Below are 21,965 nucleotides of genomic sequence, written 5' to 3'. Positions count from 1 at the left end.
CAGGCGGTCGATCACTTGAGATGTGCGGAAATGGCCCGCGCGCACTCCATCGACTCGGCATGCGCGGTGTCCACCTCCAGGTCATAGACCACGCCCTGGTGGACCACGTCCGCCTGGGAGGCGGCCATCCCGATGATCCGATCGCCTCGTGCGATCTCACGGCCTGCAGCGACCGCACCGTCACACCTGACGCCGACCCACAGCACCCGCAGTTCGCCCAAAACCTTCTGCCATCGCTGCTGTGAGTCCGCTCCGCCGAGGAAGACCTCATCGACGATGATCCGGGCGCCCGCGCGAGCCATCGCGGCGATTCCCTCGATCCATGCCGCTTCCAGCGTTCGGAACTCCGGTCCGACGATCACCTCTCCGTCCGGAGCGAACTCGATCCCGCCGTCTGACGCCTGCATGGACGCCGGCATCGCCTCAACCAGCGTGTCAGTCCCAATGGCCAGCCACGGATCCGGCAGGACTGCCTGCAGACACCGAACGATCCCGGACTTCCCCGAGCTGGAACCACCGTTGAGAACGATCACCTGAGTCATCACCGCGCCACAGTAGAGGCACCAGGGCAACGCTCGAAACGGAATTCCGCGGACTCCGTGCCGCCTGTCACAACCCGGTGAACGTTGCTGGTCACAGCACTAGGGCGTTCTCGTCGACCTCGGTCGGGGCAGGCTCGATGCAGCCTGGCACCCAGCGGGCCATGGGCCGTCAGCGCCTACGACGCAGGGGTGTCACGAATGCTCGTGCGATAGGTGGGATCGCGCCGGTCCACGGGCCACCGCGCGTCGATGGTCTCTGCCATGGCGGTGCAGTCCGGACAGTCGTCCCGGAGCCAGCCCCACATGCCGTACGGGGAGCCGGACATGTCCGGCTTCTCCGCACAGCGTCCGCCGCTGGTAGCCGTAGGCGTGGCGGGAGGCATCCCAGAGCAACTCGGATGAAGCGGTCTCCCACCGCAGGTCCGGCGGCATGTAGGCCGACCGTGACGTCTCGAACTGCGGTAGGTCGAAGCTCGTGGCTGCGTAGCACCACGGACACGACCAGTGTTCGGCGGCTTCGTTCGGACGATGGGTCCACCGGACCATCTCGTGGTCGCAAACGTCGCACGGCATGCCCGGATCCTGCCGTGGCTCGTCATCACGCGATCCCGGTTCACGGTCGGGACGCGGCTGCGCAGCGTCGGCGACCCCCAGGCGGACCTCCGCCGTGGCGAATCGCACGGCCGGGCGGTTGGCGTGGGTGTACTCGTCCGCGACGTTGAAGACGCTGGCGCACACCGGGCATTCCGCCTCGCCGAAGAGGTGGGCGATCCCGTCGGCGAGCACCGCCTGCCCGTCGCGGACCGCGGTCTGGTGCATCCACCGGCCGGTCCCGGTGAGTTCCTCGGCAACTGCCGGTCGCAGTTCCCGTCGCAGCTCCTCGTTCCCGTCCCACACCTGCGAGTAGCACCCGAATCCGCCGACGGCGATCTTCATCCCCGCACCGCAGTGCGGGCATTCCAGCTCGTAGATGTCGTCCGTGAAGCCGTCCAGGGCGTTCGCCCAGTGGTACTCCTGGGCGACGGCGAGCAGAGCGCGGAAGGAGACGAGGTAGTCGGCCGGCCGCGACCGCAGGTACCGGTCCAGTGCCTCGCCGAACTCCGCGATCGTACCGGCGCAGTCCGCCAGCAGATCGTCGCAGCCGTGGTGCCCTGCCGCGCGCTCGAGGATCCGTCCCGCCAGGCCGCGCGCCTGCGCGCTGCGCGGCGCGAGACTCGTGGCCGGTGCTGGCACGGGTGGAAGCCGTCCATCTGCTCTGGCACCGTCGGCTTGGTCTGAACCTGGGCGAGCCGCGAGGTGAAGCCGGGGGTCTGGATTCTCCACCAGCAAAAGCCGGCGGGCGAAGTGACCAAGGCTCAGCTCGACCAGCTCGCATCCCGAGCACCGCCGCGGCCGCGTCCAGCCCGGCCGCGCCCTCCAACCGCCACGTCTTGTGCCTCGCCGCGGTTGCCGTCCGAGGCGACCAGGCCGTGGGGAGCGAGGTCGCCGAGCGCCTGCCGGATCACCTTGTTCGACGCCGCCCCAGGGCGCAGCAGGCTGGAGCTGATCAGCGGTCGCGACCTTGAGGACGCCGAGCGCGGCGGTCGAGCCGTTGGGGTTCTCGGCGCCGCGCCGGTACGCGGTCCGGCCCAGCCGGGACAGCCTCCCGCCGTCCCGGTCGTGGCCGTCGTTGTCGTAGGGCGGGGCTGGGCTGTGACGGGTGCTCACGGACGTCTCCGGTGGTCGTGGTCTGCTGCTGCCCCTCCGGGATATCCGGCGCTCCTGACAGCGGCCAAGCCTGTTCCCGGCCTGCGCGCCGCACCCTCTCCAACGCTGCTGGGACTGTCCATCGCGCGCGGGAAGGCCGCGGCCGCGCGGCGGACACGGCGGCCCTACCGGGCCAGGTGCTGCCCGAGCGCCAGACGCAGCGGGGCGAGCGCGTCACCAACGGTCGCGCAGCACAGGGGTTCGCCGCTGGCGGCGTTGGTGACGATGCTGCTGTCGATCAGGGCCGACCGGCGTAGAGACGGACCAGCGGGTGCATGGTGTACTGGTCCCGCTTAACCTGCTCCACGAGGTGAAGTGACTCGAGGATGCGGAGTGACTGGCGAACCTGCTCAGAGGCCGAACCGCGCAGCGCCCGTCCGTCCCCAGCGAGGGCTTCGGCGGCCGCGAGGCTGATCCACGGGCCGGGATGTGAGCCGAGAAGGCGGAAGAGCCTTGCCTGCTCGGCGGTCAATCGTCGGCAGGTCTGCTCCAGTGCTCCTGCCACGCTGTGCTGGTTGCCGGGTAGTGACAGGCCGACCAGCCGGTCCTCCGTCTGCGCCAGCTCGGCCACCAGCTCCGCCACAGAGGTAGCCGGTTCCACCGCCAGCCGTACGGCCGAGATGCGCAACGCCAGGGGCAAACCGCCACACAACTGAGCAAGCTCGCAGGCCGATTCTGGGGCAGCTGCAAGCCGTTCTGGACCTGTGATCTGGTTCAGTGCTTCGATGGATTCGTCGGGTGTGAACATCGGCAGCGGCAGTGGCATCGCTCCGGTCTCGGCGATTAGTCCGTCCAGTCTGTCTCGGCTCGTGACCAGGGTGAGGCCAGTTGCGGAACCCGGAAGTAGCGGCCGCACCTGCTCGAAGTCGCTGGCATTGTCCAGCACGACCAGGATCTTCCGGCCGGCGACGGACGAGCGGAAGAGGGCTTGGCGGTGTGTCAGGTCGAGCGGGATCCGGTGGTCCGGGATGCCGAGCGCGGTCAAGAAGTGCTGCAGGATCCGTGCCGGACACTCTGTGTCTTGGGTGTCGAATCCGTGCAGGTCCGCGTAGAGCTGACCGTCGGGGAAGGAGCCCCCCTGCCGATTGGCCCACTCCAGGACCAGGGCGGTCTTGCCCACCCCGGCCGGGCCGGTGACAACCGCCAGCCGTGCGGTCTGGGCGTGCCCATCGAGTAAGCGGTCCAGCGTGGCGAGTTCGCCCGCTCGGCCGATGAAGCCGGCGATCCGGTCGGGGCACTGCGCGGGCCGCGGATGCGTGAAGTCGCTGTCACCCGCCGCATGCTGCGACTCAAGCCGGGCGCTGGTCGGCGCGGCGGCAGCGGGGCCGGAAGCCGCTGGCTGCTGCGGCGGAGGGTCGAGCACCGGGTCCTGGCGCAGCAGGGCCGCCTCGAGGTCCGCCAATGGCGGTCCGGGCTCCAAGCCGTACTCGCTCACCAGTGTCGAGCGCAGGCGGCGCAGGACTGCCAGGGCGTCCGCCTGCCGGCCGCCGCGGTAGAGCGCAACGGCCAATCGCTGTGCTACCGCCTCCCGGGCCGGGTAGTCGTTCAGCAGTGCGGTCAGCCGTGGGATCAGCTCTACATGTCGGCCGGCTGCCAGATCGAGGTCCGCGAGCAGTTCGTGGGCGACGAAGCGCTGCTCTTCCAGACAGTTGCGGGCCGCCACCGCGAACGGGGCGTCCACTCCGGCCAGGGCATCACCGCGCCACAAGGCCAGGGCCTCCCGCAGCAGCGGTGCCGCGAGTTCCGGTTGGCGCCCTGTTACAAGCCGCTGTGCAGCGGAGAGCCGGGCTTGGAAGATCGAGACGTCCACCTCCTCCAGGGCGGTCTGCAGTCGGTAGCCGGACATCTCCGACGAGAGGCGCCCGGCGACGGGTAGCAGCGCGGCACGCAGCGCCGATATGGCGGTGTGGACCTGTGCTCGTGCAGTACGGGGAGGTTCGTTGGCCCAGAGGGCGTCGATCAGTTGTTTGGTACTGACCCGGCGGTTGGCGTGCAGGAGCAGGTAGGCGAGCACGGCCCGCTGCCGTGGGCGGACCGGAGTCATCTGGCAGCCGGTGGCGAAGGCTTCGAGCGTGCCGAGGATCCTGAATTCCACGGGAGGTTTCCCAGCAGCCGGTCGGTCTGACGTCGGGGCTTCTCGTGTGTCTTCCTGCATGACAAGTCGCCGGGTGGGTGAGCCGTTGGCAGGCAGGGCATCCGACGCTCGGCCCCTGCCGGGGCTCGGGTGCGGCCGCTGTGCGCCGGGGGCCGCGGTCATCTCAGCAAGCGTGTTCGGTGCGGACATGCGTGTCGACTTCCTCAGGTCAGAGCGGGATCGCTGCGGACATTCGGCGTTCGGCCTCCGTGGGCCGGCTGCTCGCCTCGTCAGCGTGGTGTTGCCTGCCGACGGTTGCGGCCAGCTGGTGATCACGTTCATGTTTTGGCTGGCCAACGCGCCACGTCAGGGACCCGCCAGTTCTGACGGGTGGTTCGAATCGGTGACCGGGGCCGCAGTAGAGTGATTTGATTCGCCCGTAGACGGAGGATCCTTGATGGGAGCGAGTGCGTCGCAGTGAGCAGCCAGTTCGGACCCCTGCTTCGCGGGTTGCGGCTACAGGCGGGGCTGACGCAGGAGCAGTTGGCCGAGCGGGCCGGGCTGGGGGTACGGACCGTTCAGCGGCTGGAGACGGGTAAGCCCAGGGATGCCCGACTGGGAACGGTGAGGCTGGTCGCCCACGGCCTGGCCGATGCCATGGGGCGTGATCGCGACGACGTTTGGCAGGAGTTGCTGGCCGCCTACCACGACAAGGCTGTGGCTGTTGAGGTCTCCAGTTCTGTCTCCCACGAGGATGCGCCGAAGACGCGTGGCCCCATGACCGAACGAATACCCATGCCGGTCGGGACCGGCGGGCGGTCGATCGGGGGCATGCTCGCCGAGGTTGCCGACGTGCTGGCACATGACGTCCGCAGGCGCTGGATCCGTGAGGAGGAGCAGCGCCGGATCCACGATCCGTTCCCGCTGCCCGTACGGTGGCGGTCAGCGGCTGCTGAACTGTTGGATCACTGGGACAACATCAGCGGTGCTCCTCCAGGGGCAGTGACCGTACCGCTGTCGCTGGACGGCGGCCTGGCCGACATCGCGGACGTCTATCGGCGCGTCCCGTCCGGGCGGTTGGTCGTGCTCGGTGGCGCCGGTTCCGGCAAGAGCGTTCTGATGATGCGATTTGTCCTGGACTTCCTGGGCCGGCGTTGCGGCGCTGATCCCGTGCCGGTCGTCTTCAGCATCGGATCGTGGGACCCGACCACCACCGCGCTGCGCGAGTGGCTCGTCGAGCGGCTGCTGCGCGACCACCCGAACCTCACCGCCCGCGCTCCCGGCCGCCGCTCCACCATGGCGGCCGCTCTGGTCGACGCCGGCTGGATCCTGCCGGTGCTCGACGGCTTCGACGAGATCGCCGCAGGGCTCCACCGGGCCGCCATGCACGAGCTCAACACCGTCTCACTGCCCCTGCTGCTGACCAGCCGCACCGAGCAGTTCGCCGACGCCGCCAAGGCCGACCTGCTACGCAAGGCCGCCGGCATCGAGTTGACCGACCTGACCACCGCCGATCTGGTCCACTACCTCCCACGCGCGGCCCGCCCGACCGGACAGGGCACGCGGCCGGAACGAACCTCGACCGTATGGGATCCGGTCCTGGACGAGCTGTGCGACCGGCCGGACAGCCCCTCCAGCGTCCAACTTGCCGCGGTGCTGCGCACCCCGCTGATGGTGATGCTCGCCCGGACGCTCTACAGCGACACCCCGGGGCAGGACCCAGCCGTCCTCCTGGACACCGTCCGTTTCCCCGCACCGCACTCCCTCGAAGAGCACCTGCTGGCCGGCTTCGTACCGACCGTCTACCGCCAGCGCCCGCCGGTCCGGTCCGACGCCGCTTCCGCCCACCCACACCGGACATGGGATTCCCACCACGCCCAGCAGTACCTGGGGCACCTGGCCCGACACCTCACCCAGCCCGATCAGCGCGACCACCAGGACCTGGCGTGGTGGCAGCTGTCCGGCCTCCTGAGCCTGCGCTCGCGCATCCTCGCCATCGTCCTCGCCTGCACGGTGGTCTCACTCCTCTCCGTGGGGCCCGTCTTCGAGCTCAGCCCGTACAAGCAAGGCAGCTTGTACGAAAGCCTTCTGTGCGGACTCACAGTCGGCCCGATCGTAGGCCTGACCTTCGGGCTGGCCTACGGGATCGCCGTCACCGTCGGCAACATAGCGTTCGAACCGTCCCGCGTGCGGCTGCAACTGCCACGTCGTGGCCGATGGAAGGGTGGCGTGCCCGCACGAAGAGTCCGCACCGCGTCCTGCGCCGGCCTGCTGGTCGGCGCCATCGTGGGGTTGGCGTACGGTCCCGCCGTCAGGCTGCTGGGACTGGTGGTCGCAAAGGACCCTCGGGCACCGATCGGCGTGACCGAGGCCATGCTGATCTACTCGCTTCACGACGGGTTCGTCTTCGCCATGGCGACCGGCCTGGCTCTCGGTCTCATGGCCGCCTTGGAGACACCTGTCGATCCTGGTGCCGCCGCCGCTCCAATGGAGCTGTTGGCCATCAATCGCACCACCATCATCCGCCAGGCCCTGCTCGTCGCGCCGGTGGTCGCCATCGCCATCGCCGTCATCCAGCGAGTGCTGGGGTCCGTCCTCCCGGGCTGGCTCCTCGAGTCACCCTCGCTCTGGCAAGGACTCTTCCTCGGGACCGACTGCGCTCTCATCGCCACTCTCTCCTACATCCTGGCGTTCACCTCCTGGGGCCAGTGGCTGCTCTTCACCCGCATCTGGCTCCCCCTGACCGGACGACTCCCCTGGGCGACCATGGCCTTCCTCGACGACGCCTACCACCGAGGAGTACTGCGCCAGGTCGGAGCCGTCTACCAGTTCCGCCACGCCCGGCTCCAACACCACCTCAGTCACGCTCCTCATGGAGCAGAGCACGATGGCAGCCACGCCGCGGCAGAGATAATCACCGGACCCCCAGCCGGGGCGCGATGATCTGCCACTGGGCCACCGTCGAATCCCCCAGGAAGGCGGAACTCGTCCGGATTGGCCGCATACGGCAGGGGGCCTGTGGGGCGCGACGTGCTGGCAGCGCCCGGCGTCGCTGCGGCACGTGCGGGTCTATGCGGAAATTCAGCACCGGATCGGTCGGATGGGGTCAAAGTGGCCCTATCAGGTCGTTTAGCCGAGGAATCCGCGTGATGGACGTGGTGGTAGTTGCCACAGTGCGGGCACATCCCGTCCTGCTCGCCGGCCGCCCCCTCTGCGCGGTGTGGTGCGCTCACGATCGCAGGTAGGCCACCTCGTCCCAGCCGATGACGACCGCCCCGAGCGCGGCCCCGACCCCCACGGCCGCCACCCACACCGGCAGGGCCGGCGCGCCGCCGGGGACCAGCCCGGCCACCAGAGCCAGCCCCATCAGCAGGGAATTCCTGGTGACGAAGGCGGCCGTGCCGCCCGCCGCCGGCGTGTCCGCCGTCCCGAAGCACTGGCACGCCGCGGCTCGGCCGGCCTGCACGGTGGCCACCGTGAACACCGCGAGCAGGCCGAACGCCAGGACGGCTCCGACCTGTCGATCGCCCAGCAGCAGCGGCACCGCCCCGACCTCCGCAGCCAGCACCGCCAGCGCGACCGTCAGGCGCAGCCGGGCGGGGATCCAGCCGAAGTCGGCCAGTCCGGCGGCGAACTGCCGCAGGGCACGGCGGCTTCGGCACTTGCCGAACACCGCGGCACCGAAGACCACGATCAGGGTGATCCGGGCGGACAGCTCCAGCACTTCCATGTCAGCCTCCGATCCTCTCGCCGCCGCGGGCGGCCGCGTACTGGTAGCCCTCGGCCTGGGCCTCGAACAGTTCGGCGTACAGGCCACCCCGGCTGAGGAGCAGCTCGTGCGCGCCCTGCTCGACGATCCGGCCCTCGGCCAGCACCACGATGAGGTCGGCTCCGCGCAGGGCCGAGAGCCGGTGCGACACCAGCAGGCTGGTGCGCCCCGAGCGGTGCCGGTCCAGGGTCCGGTGGACCCGGCGTTCGGCGAGCGGGTCCAGGCCGGAGTTCGGTTCGTCGAGGATGAGCAAGTCGGCGCTGGTTCGCAGCAGGGAGCGGGCGAGTGCGACCCGCTGCCACTGGCCGCCGGACAGGAGCGCTCCCTTGTCCTTCTTCGAGTCAAGGAAGACCCGGCTGAGCAGGGTGTCGTAGCCGCGTGGGAGCGCGGTCAGGGTCGCGTCGATGTCGGCGCGTGCTGCCGCGTCGCGGATCCGGTCGAGGTCGGTCAGGAGTTCCGGTGAGCCGACGCCGATGTTGTCGCGGGCGCTCATGTCGTAGGTCATGAAGTCCTGGAAGGTCACGCCGATGCGCCGGCGCAGTTCCGCGACCGAGAGCGTTCGGATGTCCGTGCCGTCCCACAGGATGCGGCCGCGCTCGGGGTCGTAGAACCGGCACAGGAGTTTGACCAGGGTGCTCTTGCCGGCGCCGTTGACCCCCACCAGTCCGATGGCCTGACCGCGCGGCAGTACCAGGTCCACGCCCTGCAACACCCAGGGGGAGTCCGGCCCGTAGCGGAACCAGACGTCCTCGAAGGTGATGCCGGATCGAAGCGGTGCGGGCGCCGTCGGACCGTCCGGCAGATCCTGCGGCATCCGCATGAGGGCGAGGTAGTGTCCGAAGTGCTGCAGGACCTCGTCGGTGCGACCGAGTTGGATCAAGACGCCCGACAGCGCTCCCTGCACCGAGGCGACTGCGGTCGTGAACAGGGTCATCGCGCCGATGGTGATCCGGCCCTGGCGCACCTGATGGGCGATCGCCACCCCGGCGGCCGCTGCCACGGCTGCGGCCAGCAGGGCGAGAAGGACCTGCACGAGGGTGTTGCGGCGGGCGACCGCGACGCTGGCGTCGCTGGTCTCCCGCAGGCTCTCCACTGCCCTGCCGTGCAGCATCGGCCCAGCGCCGAACAGCCGAATCTCCATCGCCGCCCTGCGATCGGTCAGCAGTTGCCGGTAGAAGAACTGGCGGCGCACCGTGGAGATCATCCGCTTGGTGCTGGCGGCGGCGTGCTGGGCCACCTTGAGCTGGCCGACGGCCGCCACCACGATCGTGCCGAGCAGCAGCAGCGCCATCGGCGGCCAGAAAACCAGGACCGTCCCGAGGAAGCCGGCGATGGTCACTGCGCTGCGTACGGTGGCGACCGCGAACTCGAGCACCTGGCGCGGGGCGTCCTGCGCCGACTGCTCGGCCAGCCTGATGGTGTCCTGGGTCTGCGGGTCCTCGAAGGGCCGCAGGCCACGGAAGTCGTTGATCCGGCGGTAGAGCCGGTCCTGCGCGGTCAGGTTGACAGCCCGTCCCATGACCGTGCCGGCAAAGCCCGCCACGGAGGACAGCGCCGTACCGAGTCCGCCCAGTAGGGCGACGGCCGCCGCCAGGACTGCGATCCGGCCGCCGCTGACAGCGGCACGGCCCACCAGGTCGTCCACGAGCAGCTTGCCGAGGTAGGAGGTCACGGCTGGCAGCACGCCGGATACCAGGGCCAGCAGCAACTGGCCCACCACACCGAGCGGTGAGGCCTGCCAGCCCAGCCGCAGCGCCCCGGCCGTCACCCGCAGCCGACCCGGGGCGGGTCTAGCAGTACCGCTACCGGGAGACCTGACGCCCCGTCGCAGTCGATCCCTGACGGTCACGCCTGCGCCTCGGTCCGAACCGACCCCGCGGAAGGCACCGCCACCACACTGTCCAGCGTCCGGCCAGCCTGGGAGATGACACCGTCACGCACCCGCAGCAGTATCGGGTAGGTCCCGATGCCGCCGAAGGCGTCGGTGAGTTCCGGCTCGGCGCCGATCAGGGCAACGCGTCCGACGCGGCCCAGCTTGGCCGCGATCTCCTGCGCCTCCGCGGAGGCCGCGTCACCGGAGACGAAGAACAGCGGGTCCAGCAGACTGAGGTCGGCGCCCGAGGTCAGTGCGTCGATCAGCTTGGCGCACGGCGCACACCCCACCAGGAAGAAGCCGACCAGCGAGTCACCGGCGGCGACGTCGGATCGGTCGATGTGTTGCCCTGCCACCGTCTCGGCGCTGAACTCGCCGACCCTGGTCCCCACGGCCGGCAGCTTGTCATCGCTGCCCGCGGGCCGGGACTCGATCTCGCGCAACCGGCGGATGACCGCGCAGGTGAGCATGAGGTTGACGGTGGTGGCGATCCCGAGGACGGCCGTGAGCACGCACAGGGTCACTGACATTTCTCTCCTTGAGCCGTACGGACTCGCGCCGATCCGCGTACCCCACGAAAACAGCAAGGCCCGTCTTATCAATCGCAATCATGCCGCCGTCCGCTCTTGCGGGACTTCTCGTGCACTATTCGCCGCTATTTGTCTTCTATTCGTTCTCCAAGCAGGCCGGCAACCGCCAAGGAAAGCCGATTGTGATGCGCGTCACATCACGCCGGAAGCACTTGCCAAGCGATTCTCCGGAGGGAGTACGGTTTCTCTCGCCGATCGGCCGAACGGAAAGTCGTTCGTGGCGGCATCGCCGACCTCTGCCGACATTCGGCCCATGGGCCGGAAAAGTCTGTCCGAAGCTACGTTCAGGCAGGGCTGGTGTGATAATTCTCGTTTCGGTGTTGCTTTTCGTGGCCCTGGCTCTCGGCGTGCGACGCTCCATTTTCATGGTTCGGGTCGAGGGTCACAGCATGGCTCCGCAATATTTTCCCGGCGATCGCGTCCTGGCCGCGCGGGGCTGGTTCGTCGGCCGCCCCCGCACGGGTGACGTGGTCGTGGTCAGGCGACCGTCCGGAATGGCCGACCCCGGACACGGCAACGCAAAACTCCTGATCAAGAACGTGGCCGCCGCCCCCGGAGACCCGGAGCCGGAGATCTTCACCGCAGCCACCGGCAACCCAGTGGGAACCCCCACGCCCGACGGCTGCTACCTCGTCCTCGGCCGCCACGTGGCCAGCGAGGACTCCAAACGCTGGGGCTACGTGAAGCGCCGCGACATCGTCGGCAGGGTGCTGCAACGGCACCCGCGCCGGAATGCGCCCGGCCCCGGCGACCCCTCAGTCTTCCGGGAACAACCCCGGACTCTCCAATGGAAGGAATGACCGTGCTCGCTTTCACGCGCACCATGGGCAACCGTTTGCTCAACGCCCTGGTTCCGCAGCAGACCGCCTCGGCCGGCTGCGGCCCCGACTACACGTGGTGCAACAAGTACCTGGACGACACCAACATCTGCCTGCAGACCTGCTACTACAACGGACACTGCCAGGCTTTCTGCTCCCCCTGACCGCGGACGAGCGGGAAGCGACGTCGAAACAGAGGGGAGGTGACTGACATGACCGACGACAACGAGCAGAAGACCGGCGCCGAGGAGACCACCGAGACGCAGCCGGCCGCGCTCATCGAGATCCGGATGCTCGACCGGATCGAGACCATCAAGTCGAAGGCAGCCACTGGCTGACCGACCGACCAGAGATGAACCGCGGGCGGACGGCCCTGGGCCGTCCGCCCGCACACCACCGAGGAGGGCGAGCCGTGCAGTTCCCGCGAGTGAAGAGCGAACACCTGCCGTTCCGGACGCCGCACGGAACGGTCCGGATCGGTGGCGAAATCTACGGGCTGGCGGCCGAGATCCGTGACCCGCACGACTGGGTGGCCACCGCGCTCGACCTCATGGACGGCCGACGCACACCGCCCGATATCGCCCGATGCCTGCTGGAGCACTTCGCCGGGCTCTCGGCGACCCAGGCTGACGGCCTGCTCACCGCACTCCTCGCCACCGGCTACATCGAGGATGCCGTGAACGACGAACCGGCCACGCCGAGCGGCTCCGAGGCGGACCGGTACAGCAGGAACCTGGCCTACTTCCGCCGAGTCGACCTGCGCCCGGGCCACACCCCCCGACAGGCCCAGAACGCCCTGGCCCGCTCCCGCGTGCTCGTCCTCGGCCTGGGCGGCACCGGCAGCCACGCGGCCTGGGCACTGGCCGCCGCCGGCATCGGCGCCATCCACTGCGTCGACCACGACCGGGTCGAAGCCAGCAACCTGACCCGCCAGGTGCTCTACACGGAGGCGGACATCGGGCGCCCGAAGGCCCAGGCAGCCGCCGAGCGACTGCGCAGCGTCAACTCCCAAGCCCGAATAACGTTCGAGCACCGAGCGGTGACCGACGAACGGCAACTCGACGAACTGCTCGCGGGCTTCGACATCCTGGCGCTGTGCGCCGACGAACCCGACTCGGAATCCCTACGCGGGTGGGTGTCCAAGGCCGCCGTCCGGGCCGGCGTGCCATGGGTCGGCGGCGGCTACAACGGCCCGTTGGTCACCGTCGGCGTCTTCACGCCCGAGGGCCCCTGCTTCCCGTGCCTGGCAGCCGGCGAGGAAGCGCTGCTCCCAGCAGGCCCCCCGCCACGCCTCGGTGGCCAGGGAGTCATCGCCCCATCCGCCGGGATCTCCGGCCAGTTGGTCGCCAACGAGGTCATCGCCCTGCTCACCGGCATCTCAAGGACCCGGCCGGGGTTCATCCGCGGGATCAACCTGATCGCGCCCGACGACCTGGTCTACGTCCGCCACCCCGCCCTGCCGGACTGTCCCACATGCAACCGGCCACCCGTCCTCCCAGCGGGCCCTCTCACCACGCCCGGCTCCGAACGGCCGTGACCGACGACCCCGCACAGGATCGGATCCTCCTCCATCCACTGGGCTTTCGCCGCGACGGCACCGAGTGGATCGTCGGCCGGCCCGACACCGGAACCTTCGTGACCATGCCGACCGCCGGCGTTCGAGTCATCCACCTGCTGGGCGCCGCGGTCCCGCCGGCCGAGGTCCGCCAGCGCATCCACCAGGAGACCGGAACCCTGATCGAGATCGACGCATTCATCGACTCGCTCTGCCGCCTGGGCTTCGTCCGATCGCTGAACGGACAGCCCGTCGCCTCCGCCCCACCGGCCCGATCCAGCCTGCCGCGGGTGAAACCCGACCAGGTGCGCTGGACCCTCAACCCGGTACTGCACGCACTTCTCGCCGCACTCGCGCTGACCGGCCTCGCGGTCCCGCTGATCCAACCACAACTGCGCCTGCACTGGACCGACCTGCTGTGGAGCAACCACGGCACGGCAGTGCTGCTCGGCGAAGCGGCACTGACCTGGCTACTGCTGATGCTGCACGAGCTCGCCCACCTCTTCACCGCACGCGCGGCCGGCGTCCCCGGCACAATCCGGCTCGGCACCCGCCTGCAATTCCTCGTCGTACAAACCGACGTTTCCGGAATCTGGCTCAGCCCGCGTCGGACCAGGATCACCGTCTACCTCGCCGGCCTCCTGCTCGACCTCTCGGTCGTCGGCTGCACCCTGCTCACGCAACTGCTCACCGGACCGAACCGAGCGCTGGCCGCCGTCGCGGCCACCCAACTCGGCGCAATCCTAACCGAGTTCATGGTCTTCACCAGGACGGACCTCTACTTCGTTCTGCAGGACCTGCTCGGGTGCCGCAACCTGTACCACGACGCGGCCGCCTTCGTGAGGTTCACGCTGGCCCGCGCCAGTGGCCGCCCGGCCACCGACCCACTCATCGGGCTGAGCCGCCCCGAAGGCAACCGGGTCCGCGCCTACGCGGTGGTCATGCTCCTTGGCAGCGCCGCCTGCCTCACCATGGCCGCCGAAGCCTGGCACCACGTCGTGTGGGCCATGCTGACCCGTGCGGGCGGGGAACTGTTCCACGCGACCAGCTGGCTGTCGGCCCTCGACGCGCTGACCACCATCCTGCTCCTGCTCGGCCCCCAGGCGCTGTGGGCTACCGTCTGGTGGCGGCAACGCCGCAGCCGCCACCGGTAGTCACCAGTAGCCCTCCACAGGGCGCGCGCCCCACAGCGCTCCACGACCCCAAGCGCCCGCCCGGAACCCTCGCCTGAACGGGCACGGGACCCGCCACGGCCCCCAGTAGGGCGTGATCGCCGCCGACTGGTACTCCGCTGTCAGGTCGCCGAGCAGCACACTCGATCTGCAGTCCCCGGACGCCAGGTCCCTGGCGAACGGCGTCAGTCGGCGGAGGCGACCCAGCCCTCGCAGGTAGTCGCGGCCGTCCCGGTCCATCCCATCCGCCGTGGCCTCGGCCGTGTCCCGGCCGTCCGGTCGCACGGTCAGGAACTCCGGACGGTCGGTCGCCGCAAACAGGTCGAACAGCATCGCCGAGCGCGGCTTCCAGCGGCGCCCGAGCTGCTCGCGCCACTGCCCGAGCCTGCTCTCCGACCGGCGGGTCGCCAGCAGGTGGAGGCTCAACGACAGCGTAGCTACGTATTCGCGGTCGGTTCCCAGGGGAACTGCAAGGTGCTGGTGAAGGAAAGCAGCCCCTGGAACATGGCAATGTGGTCGCCTTACCTCTCTCGGTGAATGGCGCACATAACTTACATGCCTGCCCCGGGGGCGCCGGGGGCGATCGTCACCCGGCCCGGCCTGTCCGTCGCCTACGACGCGAACATGTTTTAGGAAGACGCTGCCCGCTCTGGGGTGTCCATGATGATCGGCGTCGACTCCTCACCGGCGTTCGGCGCCGGTCTTAAATCCCTTCTCGGCGTCATCGTTCAGCGCTTGAAGTCTGATAGAGGGATCCGACCTGCACGGACTCATTCACCAACCGGTACAAGGCCACGCCGAACCAGCGGTGTAAACCTCACGCAGATCATCAGCACCACCTGGTGGGTGCAGAACGTGACCGTCAACGGGAACTGCACGACCATTTACGACAACTGGGTCAACACCGGCGTGCCCTGCTCCTGAGCTGCTTCCAGGAAATCGGGCGTCGGGACTCGAAGTCTGGCATGGACGAGCAGCAGGGATTCACCGATGGGCCGACCGAGGCGCCGACGGCCAGCCTCATGAGTTCCAATTCACAGAACGCCAGCCCCATATGAAACGGAAAGGGATTCACATGTCCAAGCACGTGAGCCGGGCCGCAAAGTTCATAGCCGGAATCTCTGCTGCAACCGCGTCCGTGTTCATTGCCCCCACCGCCGCCAATGCTGTCGTTGCTCCGCGTGGTGTCCCGTACAGCTGCTATGAAACGTCGAGCTCCGGCATCAACATTTATTCCGGGCACGACCTGGGCATCGCCAGCGGCTACTGCGTCGGCTCCCACGAGTTCGTCATGCAGTGGGACGGCAACCTCGTCCAGTACAACAACAACACCCCGCTCTGGTCGTCCGGCACCTACGGCCACTTCGGTGCCACCGTGTGGTTCCAGTCCGACGGCAACCTGGTCGTCTACCCCGCCGGCGGCGGCCCCGGCGGCCCTGCGCTGTGGGCGTCCGGCACGTACAACCACCCCGGGGCCCACCTGGCCATCCAGGCGGACGGCAACATCGTCATCGACCCGTGGTGGGCGCCCTCGTGGCCGATCGTCTGGCAGCGGACCTACAGCGTTGCGCGGCAGTGGTGGCTGGACTCGGACGGCCTCGTCGACTGGGCGCAGCTCCCGCTGGAGACCGCGTTCGAGGGCGAGCAGCTCGGCCGGTGGGTGCGATCCCAGCGGGCCGGCTGGGCGGAGCTCGACCAGGAGCAGCGGGATCTGCTGACGGCGCTCGACATCGCCGAGGACCAGGAGCTGGCGGCCGCGCGGGCGGCGGCCGCGGCCAAGCCGAAGGTGTCGCGGGCGGACCGGTTCCAGCAGCACCTGGCCGCGCTCGCGGCGTTCGTCGAGCGGGAGGGGCACGCGAAGGTCCCGCGCGCGCAAGACCGAGGAGGGGCTGTCACTGGGCACCTGGTTGAACAACCGAAAGGCCCGCCGGGACAAGCTCAGCGAGGAGCAGCGCGGACAGCTGGAGGCCCTCAAAGTGGCCTGTTAGGGGGCTGCATGGCTTGGCGGGGGTCGCGATGCGTTACTCGGATGGTCAGCGTGGGTCTGCGGGATGTGCGGGGTTCAGGTAGGGGGTGACACCGGAGTACGACATGAGGAAGCCGACACGTCTCCGAACAGCACCTACATCACTGTAGATCAGAGGCTCGAGCGGCAAATCGTCCAGACTTCCGATCAGTTCACGGCGTCGCTGTTTCAGAGCCTCATCGGAACACACCGCCAGATCACGACCTCACAGTCGCCCAGCTGCTGCTCGACTCGGGGAAGGCGACGCCGGTCGCCGAGACCGGGCCGGAGCCTGTCCAGGGCTGATCCACGGCTCGTCCACGGCGCTGATCCGCCGCCAACAGCGCGTTCCCGTCTGCTTTCTGGGGCAGGCCGGTTCGCAGGTTTCCGACGGCCATGGCCTAGCATGTCGGCCCATGAGCATTGGCGGGGGCATACCTGGCGGTAACGGTGGCAGTGGCTGGGGCAGGCCGGAGCAGCTGCCCCCGGTGAGCGGGCAGCAGTGGCCGCAGAACAGGCCGGACTGGGAGACGCTGGCCCGGCAGCACGAGGCGGAGCTGAAGAAGCGCCGGATGCTCCAGATCGGCGGCGGTGCGGCGGCCGTGGTGGTGGTGGCCGGCATCGTGACCGCCGCCATCGCCCTGTCGGGCCCCGCGCACCCGAAGCGGGTGGACGCCGTCGGCCCGGCCACGCCGTCCGCCTCGGCCTCGGCCTCGGCGAGCGGCTCTGCGGCGCCGTCTCCGACGCCGACCCTGGCACAGCTGGTGGACAAGTACGGCAGCAACGCGATCGTGCTGAGCAAGACGGTGAAGCCGGGCCAGGCGGACGGCCACAACGGCCCGGCCGTGCTGATGACCGGCAAGGACACCGACCACGGCGAGAGCAACGGGCCCGTCGTCGACACCAGCAAGAGCTTCACCGTCTCCGCGCTGGTCGACAACAACGCCCCGAAGGTCGGCAGGTGCGTCCTCAGCCAGGGCAGCGGCGACTACTACACCTTCTATCTGGGCCGCGACGACTGGGGCATCCACAACCAGTGGGTCTTCAAGGTGCAGACCCTGCCGGGCGGTGAGGACAAGAACGCCCGCCAGGCGTTCTCCAAGCAGCCGTCCTGGACCGGCAAGTGGGTGCTGCTGACCGGCGTGTACGACGCCTCGGCTAAGTCCATCACGCTGTACGTCAACGGCGAGCCGCAGGACACAACCAAGGTCGACGGAATCTGGAACTCCGCAAGCCGGATGCAGCTCGGCCGGGCGAAGTACCACGGGGCGTGGGTCGACAACTGGGACGGCGCGATCTCCGACGTCCTGGTGTGGAACCAGGCGCTGTCGGCCTCGGACGTCGCCCAGCTGCAGAAGAGCGGCGGTACGACCGCGGGTGCGGCGCCAATGGCCGGCTGGCTGCTGGACGAGGGCTGAAGCGCGCCTGAGCCATCCGAGCACGCGGCCATCAGGCCTCACCAGTCTTGATCCACTGTGATAGCGGGCGACAGCAAACTTCACCGGACAACGACGCCGCGCTTCACCACCAACACGCCACCACTCTTCAGCGGAACCACCGTCCTGACCAGCGCTAACACGAACCCCACCATTGAAAACAGGTGACACATCGCCGCTGCAAAGACCATGCCGCGCATCACCTCCAGCTTCCAGGCCGGCAACGTGTGCAGCACCACCTGGCCGGCGCGGCCGTTCTCGGGAACCGCCCCGGCCAGGGCCGTGATGGCCATGGCCGCGATCTGGTAGGTGTCCACCGGCAGCAGGTAGCGGTCGTCGTCCCGCCAGACGTTCGCCGCGGCGACCGAGGCGAGGTGATCCAGCACCTGGTCGTCGAGATAGACGACATCCCGGATCCAACCCGGGCGGCCCGGGAGCAAACAGGCACGGTCCGGGCCAGCACCACGCACACTCTTCACCCCAACAGCCTCCCAGCGCGCCAGGACAGCTCGCAGGACAACGGGAAAGCCCGGACACCACCCATCCCAAGGGGCAGGACGGAACGCGCCTGGACAACCTCCAGAACGGTCTGACGGCCACCCAGCAACAGCCCCAGCCACCGGGCCGACCGGGGCGCAGCAAAGCGGGCAAGGGCGCAGCCCGGCCGCACGGCGCCGCAGCAGGCCCGGCCGAGACGGAGCCAGGCGCAGCAGGGCCGAGACGGCGGCGCAGGCCCGGATGGCGGCCCCCGGCAACCCGACCCGGACGACGCCCAAGGGCGCCACCCGGAAGCGCGGCAGGCAGCGCCGGTCACCAGGACAGCACCCCGGACGAAACCGAACACCGACCCACCACCACCCCACCCCCTCGCCCACCAGTGAGAGTTCCACCAGTGACCTAACCGGCCCGTCGGCGCACAGCACCGCATCAGCCAACTCGAACAGCGCATCCCCACGCTTGGTCAGGCAGGAGTAGAACTCACCCCGGAAGCGTGACAGTTCAGCGAACCCGCCATGCTCAACGCGATCATGCAGCAGACTCATCCCCACGGCCTTCGTCATGGTTGTGTGCGTTCCTTGGTCGGAGCACAGGATCAGACGAAGGCCGCCTCCACGTACGGCAGTTACCGAAACGAGTGATCACACTCGGCAGGCTGTTCGACGTCGGAGGTTAAAGATCAAGTTAGCGGGCAGTGGGCGGCCGTACCCCCGTGGCGGCCGCCCGCCGCCGTACCGGGTCTACGGGTGGTACACGACCTCCGGGAAGGCCTTCGACGGTCCGTCGAGCAGGTTGCCACAGTGCCGGTTGCGCAGGTGGAGGTCGAAGAAGGCACGCGGGTAGGCCTGCTGGATGAGGACGCAGCGGTCGGGGTCGATGGTGCCGACCTGGGACTGGATCTGCTGCTCGGTCATGCCGAGCAGCCTGCCCGCCTGGGGGATCAGCGTCATGTTGTCGCCGTACGAGGAGTGCACGGCGCCGGTGGCCTGGACGTCGAAGCGCCAGCCGCGCAGGTGGCCCCAGAAGGTCTCGACGTACGGGCTGGCGGCCCGGGTGTAGGCGGCGGTCATCATCATGAACGGCCGGTCGATGTCGGTGGTGATGGCGGGGTTCGACTCCATCCGGCCGTCCAGGGTGAGGCCGGCGCGGATGCGCTGGTCGGCGACCATGGCGAGGGCGGCGGCGGTGCCGCCCTTGGACCAGCCGGAGACGCCGATGTTCCGCGCGTCCAGGCCGCCGAGCAGGCCGGCCGGCAGGGCGCGGCCGTCGACGTCGGGGTTGCGTCCGTTGGCGAGGTCGACAACGCGTTCGAGCAGGAAGAGCAGGTCGGCGGCGTAGTCCCTTGGATACAGCCCCGGGGCGACGCCGTCCCGGGTGACGACGGTCCCGTCCGGGAACTCGGTGATGCCGTCGTGGGTGTGGTCGACGGTGACGACGGCGAAGCCGTGGCTGGCCAACTCCTGGACCACGATGGTGTGGTCGGCGCGGTGGCTACCCGCGCCGTGCGAGTAGAGGACGACGGGCAGCGGCCGGCCGGTCCGGTGGACGGGCGCGCCCTCGTGGCCGGCGGTGAGCGGGGCGAGCGCGAGAGGGAGCGGGAAGCCGACGTCGTCGAGGAAGGCCTTCAGGGCGCCCTCGGTCATCCAGGCGGCGAGCGGGTACGCGTCGGCGTCCGCGGACCGGGCCGGGTACCAGACGGTGGCCATCAGCTCGCGGAACTTTCCGGGCCTGGCATTCGGGTCGAGCCGGGACTCGTCGCGCAGGTGCAGCGGCACCATGCCCACCGGGAAGGGGCCGGTGGGAGCGGGCAGGGTGAGCCGTGCGGGGGAGCCGGTGCCGGAGGGGACGGTGCCGGAGGATGCGGGAGCGGGAGCGGCCGAGGCGGTGCGGGCGAGGCCCAGCGGCGCGACGGCGCCCAGGGCGAGGGCGGCGCCCAGCATGCGGCGGCGGGTCGGTCCGGTACGGCGTGCGACCGGCGTGGTGTCCATCGGCGTGGTGTCCATGCGCGGAACGCTGTCACGCGGGGCGGGTGGGCAGCATCAGTCCACCGATTGATCCTCCGTCACCTCGTATTGGCCCTAGGGTTTACATCCCCGGGCTGACGCGGACGGGTGGCGGGCGGGGTCCGCTGCGGCCCTGGCCGACGGATAGCCGGATGATCGGACGACTGGCTGGCCGGAGGGACGGACGAACCCGAGTGTCGACGGTGCCAGGTCGCGTAGGGACGCCTGTCGTCGTCAGCGCCCGAGCTGGTGCACCAAGTCGGCTGGCTGGGACCGGGTGTTCAACCTGGTCATCAGCTCGCGGTTGGCTGCCCGCGCGGCTCCGAGCTCTTGGTCGCGCTCGTCGAGCTGGGCGGTGAGATCTACCACCTGCTGCTCCAGGGCCGTGATGCGGCGGTGCAGTTGCTCGATGTCTCCCGGGGCGCCGATTCCGGACCCCAGGTGGCAATGGCCCCCGTGCTCCGGCTCCTGGCCGAAGAGCTACTGACCAACGACGCCCTGGCCGACATCATCAAGGCCGGCCAGGGCCGCCACCGAAGCAGAAGCCCAGTACAACCGGAATCTGTTGCCCAATTCACGGGTCTATCCAAAGACCGTAGGTAGCGCTGCCGCGGGGATGCTCACCTCCGGGCACGGACATGCCGATGCTCCCCATGGGGCGGTAGAAGGCGTCGTCCACCGGCGAGTTCGCTCGAACGAGTGAGATGGCTGATTTTCGTGCGAATCAAGGGAGATGAGAGCCCCGCCCGCGGGCTCCGGCGGTGAGCGCGCGGACGGTGTGCCCGTTCACCCTCCTCCCGGCGCGACGAGCCCGGTCTCGTACGCCAGGACCACCGCCTGCGCCCGGTCAAGGAGGTTCAACTTGGCGAAGATCCGCGCCACATGGGTCTTCACCGTCGACTCGCTCAGCGTCAGCTCACCCGCCAGCTCGGTGTTGGACAGCCCGCGCCCGAGCAGCGTGAGACCTCCACCTCACGCGGCGTCAGCGGGGCCAGGTCGCCGTGGAGCGCCGGGGTGTCGACGGCGGCGGACCGCCGCGGGGTGCCGCCCGCGAACCGCTCGACCAGGCGACGCGTGATCGACGGCGCGAGCAGCGCGTCCCCGGTGTCCACCAGCCGTACGGCTGCGGCGAGGTAAGGGACGGCAGTCTTCGACATCACCGTGCCGGATGCCGGGCCGGCGCAACAGCACCGCAACCTGACCGCGGGGATGGCCGTGTGCCCGACAGAACTCGTGCAGGTCGCCGAGGGCACGCCGCTGGCACTGTTCGCCGACGGCCTGGACACCGCCCTGTACCGACTGGATCCAGAGGACACGACGTTCCAACGGGTGGCCACCTGGCAAGGCATCGCCCACGCGCTCACCGCGAGCCGGACCGGCGAGACGGTCGCCATGCTCGCGGGCACCGCCAGCCAACCGAAGAACGTCCACGCCGAGCCACCCGGCGGCCCCCTGACCCGGGTAAGCAACACCCGGCCCGAAGTGCGCGAGATCCGGTGGAGGGGCACATGATCACCGAACGTGCCCACCGACTCGACCTGCTCCGCCGTACTCGCACATGGTTCGACCGCTGGCTCGGCTCCGTCGGACGGCATGGCATGCTGTCGGTCGAGGGCGGTTCGGTTGATGAGCGAGGTCGACGCTGAGTCCCTGTATTAGCCAAGCACCCGCCGTGCGTGGGTGAATCCCTGACGAACCGGGCGCGGGCGTGGGAGAGTTGCGCAGCCGCCGCGCCTCCTGGGCCCAGCATGTCGGTCGGACGCCCGGCGCCACCGAGCGGGCAGGACCCTGAACCGCCCCGGGTTCGGTGGGGACTCGATTTCGTGTAAGGATTCGAGTCATGGCACGTCCCACTTCCTACCCGCCTGAGCTGCGCCGTCGTGC

General features: G+C 69.4%; 19 protein-coding genes and 2 pseudogenes. 11 read left to right on the top strand and 10 right to left on the bottom strand.

Annotated features, from left to right (window positions below; translation table 11 throughout):
* Positions 1-11: 11 nt before the first annotated feature.
* From cpt to ACWDAK_RS35360, 3 genes are all read right to left on the bottom strand, one after another.
* Positions 12-542 (bottom strand): chloramphenicol phosphotransferase CPT, encoded by a 531-nt coding sequence (gene cpt / locus ACWDAK_RS35370; RefSeq protein WP_425557853.1) that lies wholly within the window; start codon positions 540-542, stop codon positions 12-14.
* Between the two features lie 192 nt (positions 543-734).
* Positions 735-1,775 carry a hypothetical protein gene (locus ACWDAK_RS35365; protein WP_427395922.1) on the bottom strand — a complete coding sequence of 347 codons (1,041 nt, stop codon included), beginning with the start codon at positions 1,773-1,775 and terminating at the stop codon, positions 735-737.
* A 751-nt stretch (positions 1,776-2,526) separates the two neighbouring features.
* Positions 2,527-4,383 carry an AfsR/SARP family transcriptional regulator gene (locus ACWDAK_RS35360; protein ID WP_427395921.1) on the bottom strand — a complete coding sequence of 619 codons (1,857 nt, stop codon included), beginning with the start codon at positions 4,381-4,383 and terminating at the stop codon, positions 2,527-2,529.
* Positions 4,384-4,839: 456 nt separating this feature from the next.
* On the opposite strand from ACWDAK_RS35360, the gene ACWDAK_RS35355 reads away from it, so the two are divergent.
* Positions 4,840-7,305 (top strand): helix-turn-helix domain-containing protein, encoded by a 2,466-nt coding sequence (locus ACWDAK_RS35355; RefSeq protein ID WP_427395920.1) that lies wholly within the window; start codon positions 4,840-4,842, stop codon positions 7,303-7,305.
* Positions 7,306-7,591: 286 nt separating this feature from the next.
* On the opposite strand, the gene ACWDAK_RS35350 is transcribed toward ACWDAK_RS35355, so the two are convergent.
* The 3 genes from ACWDAK_RS35350 to ACWDAK_RS35340 all read right to left on the bottom strand — a co-directional run bounded on the left by ACWDAK_RS35350 (position 7,592) and on the right by ACWDAK_RS35340 (position 10,534).
* Positions 7,592-8,092, bottom strand: a complete 501-nt coding sequence (locus ACWDAK_RS35350) for a MauE/DoxX family redox-associated membrane protein (protein ID WP_344640903.1) — start codon at positions 8,090-8,092, stop codon at positions 7,592-7,594.
* Position 8,093: 1 nt separating this feature from the next.
* Entirely contained in the window at positions 8,094-9,899 is a 1,806-nt protein-coding gene (locus ACWDAK_RS35345; RefSeq protein WP_344640902.1) for an ABC transporter ATP-binding protein, read from the bottom strand.
* Positions 9,900-9,976: 77 nt separating this feature from the next.
* A complete protein-coding gene (locus ACWDAK_RS35340) occupies positions 9,977-10,534 on the bottom strand; it encodes a hypothetical protein (RefSeq protein WP_427395919.1) in 558 nt (185 codons plus the stop codon).
* Positions 10,535-10,911: 377 nt separating this feature from the next.
* Here ACWDAK_RS35340 and ACWDAK_RS35335 point away from each other — a divergent pair, with 377 nt between their 5' ends.
* The 5 genes from ACWDAK_RS35335 (at position 10,912) to ACWDAK_RS35315 (ending at position 14,121) form a co-directional block, all read left to right on the top strand.
* Positions 10,912-11,394, top strand: a complete 483-nt coding sequence (locus ACWDAK_RS35335; protein WP_344640900.1) for a S26 family signal peptidase — start codon at positions 10,912-10,914, stop codon at positions 11,392-11,394.
* Positions 11,395-11,396: 2 nt separating this feature from the next.
* A complete protein-coding gene (locus ACWDAK_RS35330) occupies positions 11,397-11,576 on the top strand; it encodes a hypothetical protein (protein ID WP_344640899.1) in 180 nt (59 codons plus the stop codon).
* Between the two features lie 48 nt (positions 11,577-11,624).
* Positions 11,625-11,750, top strand: a complete 126-nt coding sequence (locus tag ACWDAK_RS35325; protein WP_344640898.1) for a hypothetical protein — start codon at positions 11,625-11,627, stop codon at positions 11,748-11,750.
* Between the two features lie 74 nt (positions 11,751-11,824).
* A complete protein-coding gene (locus ACWDAK_RS35320; protein ID WP_427395918.1) occupies positions 11,825-12,949 on the top strand; it encodes a HesA/MoeB/ThiF family protein in 1,125 nt (374 codons plus the stop codon).
* Positions 12,946-14,121 (top strand): hypothetical protein, encoded by a 1,176-nt coding sequence (locus ACWDAK_RS35315; protein WP_427395917.1) that lies wholly within the window; start codon positions 12,946-12,948, stop codon positions 14,119-14,121. The genes ACWDAK_RS35320 and ACWDAK_RS35315 overlap by 4 nt, the downstream gene beginning before the upstream one ends.
* Here the strand turns inward: ACWDAK_RS35315 and ACWDAK_RS35310 are convergent, their stop codons facing one another.
* Entirely contained in the window at positions 14,122-14,565 is a 444-nt protein-coding gene (locus ACWDAK_RS35310; protein ID WP_344640895.1) for a hypothetical protein, read from the bottom strand.
* 237 nt (positions 14,566-14,802) lie between these two features.
* Between ACWDAK_RS35310 and ACWDAK_RS35305 the strand changes: the two genes are divergently transcribed.
* From ACWDAK_RS35305 to ACWDAK_RS35295, 3 genes are all read left to right on the top strand, one after another.
* Positions 14,803-15,063 (top strand): hypothetical protein, encoded by a 261-nt coding sequence (locus tag ACWDAK_RS35305; RefSeq protein WP_427395916.1) that lies wholly within the window; start codon positions 14,803-14,805, stop codon positions 15,061-15,063.
* Between the two features lie 151 nt (positions 15,064-15,214).
* Positions 15,215-16,216: a hypothetical protein gene (locus tag ACWDAK_RS35300; protein ID WP_427395915.1), complete on the top strand. Its 1,002-nt coding sequence runs from the start codon at positions 15,215-15,217 to the stop codon at positions 16,214-16,216.
* Between the two features lie 344 nt (positions 16,217-16,560).
* Positions 16,561-17,562 carry a LamG domain-containing protein gene (locus ACWDAK_RS35295; protein ID WP_344640892.1) on the top strand — a complete coding sequence of 334 codons (1,002 nt, stop codon included), beginning with the start codon at positions 16,561-16,563 and terminating at the stop codon, positions 17,560-17,562.
* An 884-nt stretch (positions 17,563-18,446) separates the two neighbouring features.
* Here ACWDAK_RS35295 and ACWDAK_RS35290 read toward each other — a convergent pair.
* Both ACWDAK_RS35290 and ACWDAK_RS35285 read right to left on the bottom strand, forming a co-directional pair.
* Positions 18,447-18,623: pseudogene (locus ACWDAK_RS35290) on the bottom strand (NF041680 family putative transposase); the annotation flags it as partial.
* Positions 18,624-18,818: 195 nt separating this feature from the next.
* Positions 18,819-20,081, bottom strand: a complete 1,263-nt coding sequence (locus tag ACWDAK_RS35285) for an alpha/beta hydrolase family protein (RefSeq protein ID WP_427395914.1) — start codon at positions 20,079-20,081, stop codon at positions 18,819-18,821.
* A 330-nt stretch (positions 20,082-20,411) separates the two neighbouring features.
* On the opposite strand from ACWDAK_RS35285, the gene ACWDAK_RS35280 reads away from it, so the two are divergent.
* The gene (locus ACWDAK_RS35280; protein ID WP_427395913.1) at positions 20,412-20,684 is read left to right on the top strand and encodes a hypothetical protein; all 273 of its coding nucleotides are present in this window, start codon (positions 20,412-20,414) and stop codon (positions 20,682-20,684) included.
* A 183-nt stretch (positions 20,685-20,867) separates the two neighbouring features.
* Here the strand turns inward: ACWDAK_RS35280 and ACWDAK_RS35275 are convergent.
* A pseudogene (locus ACWDAK_RS35275) lies at positions 20,868-21,253 on the bottom strand (response regulator transcription factor); the annotation flags it as partial.
* Here ACWDAK_RS35275 and ACWDAK_RS35270 point away from each other — a divergent pair.
* Complete coding sequence (locus tag ACWDAK_RS35270) at positions 21,243-21,593, top strand: hypothetical protein (RefSeq protein WP_427395925.1); 351 nt, start codon at positions 21,243-21,245, stop codon at positions 21,591-21,593. The pseudogene ACWDAK_RS35275 and the gene ACWDAK_RS35270 overlap by 11 nt on opposite strands.
* Positions 21,594-21,965 lie beyond the last annotated feature (372 nt).

It is taken from the genome of Kitasatospora sp. NPDC001175 (genome assembly GCF_053598215.1).
The sequence above is the reverse complement of the archived record's forward strand: the minus strand, read 5'-3'. Positions and strand labels throughout refer to the sequence as shown.

Bases quoted from the DNA above. Each gene is read 5' to 3' on its own strand.
- ACWDAK_RS35285 (WP_427395914.1), bottom strand. From the start codon at position 20,081: ATGGACACCACGCCGATGGACACCACGCCGGTCGCACGCCGTACCGGA.
- ACWDAK_RS35325 (WP_344640898.1), top strand. From the start codon at position 11,625: ATGACCGACGACAACGAGCAGAAGACCGGCGCCGAGGAGACCACCGAG.
- ACWDAK_RS35305 (WP_427395916.1), top strand. From the start codon at position 14,803: ATGATCGGCGTCGACTCCTCACCGGCGTTCGGCGCCGGTCTTAAATCC.
- ACWDAK_RS35340 (WP_427395919.1), bottom strand. From the start codon at position 10,534: ATGTCAGTGACCCTGTGCGTGCTCACGGCCGTCCTCGGGATCGCCACC.
- cpt (WP_425557853.1), bottom strand. From the start codon at position 542: ATGACTCAGGTGATCGTTCTCAACGGTGGTTCCAGCTCGGGGAAGTCC.
- ACWDAK_RS35350 (WP_344640903.1), bottom strand. From the start codon at position 8,092: ATGGAAGTGCTGGAGCTGTCCGCCCGGATCACCCTGATCGTGGTCTTC.
- ACWDAK_RS35300 (WP_427395915.1), top strand. From the start codon at position 15,215: ATGTCCAAGCACGTGAGCCGGGCCGCAAAGTTCATAGCCGGAATCTCT.
- ACWDAK_RS35295 (WP_344640892.1), top strand. From the start codon at position 16,561: ATGAGCATTGGCGGGGGCATACCTGGCGGTAACGGTGGCAGTGGCTGG.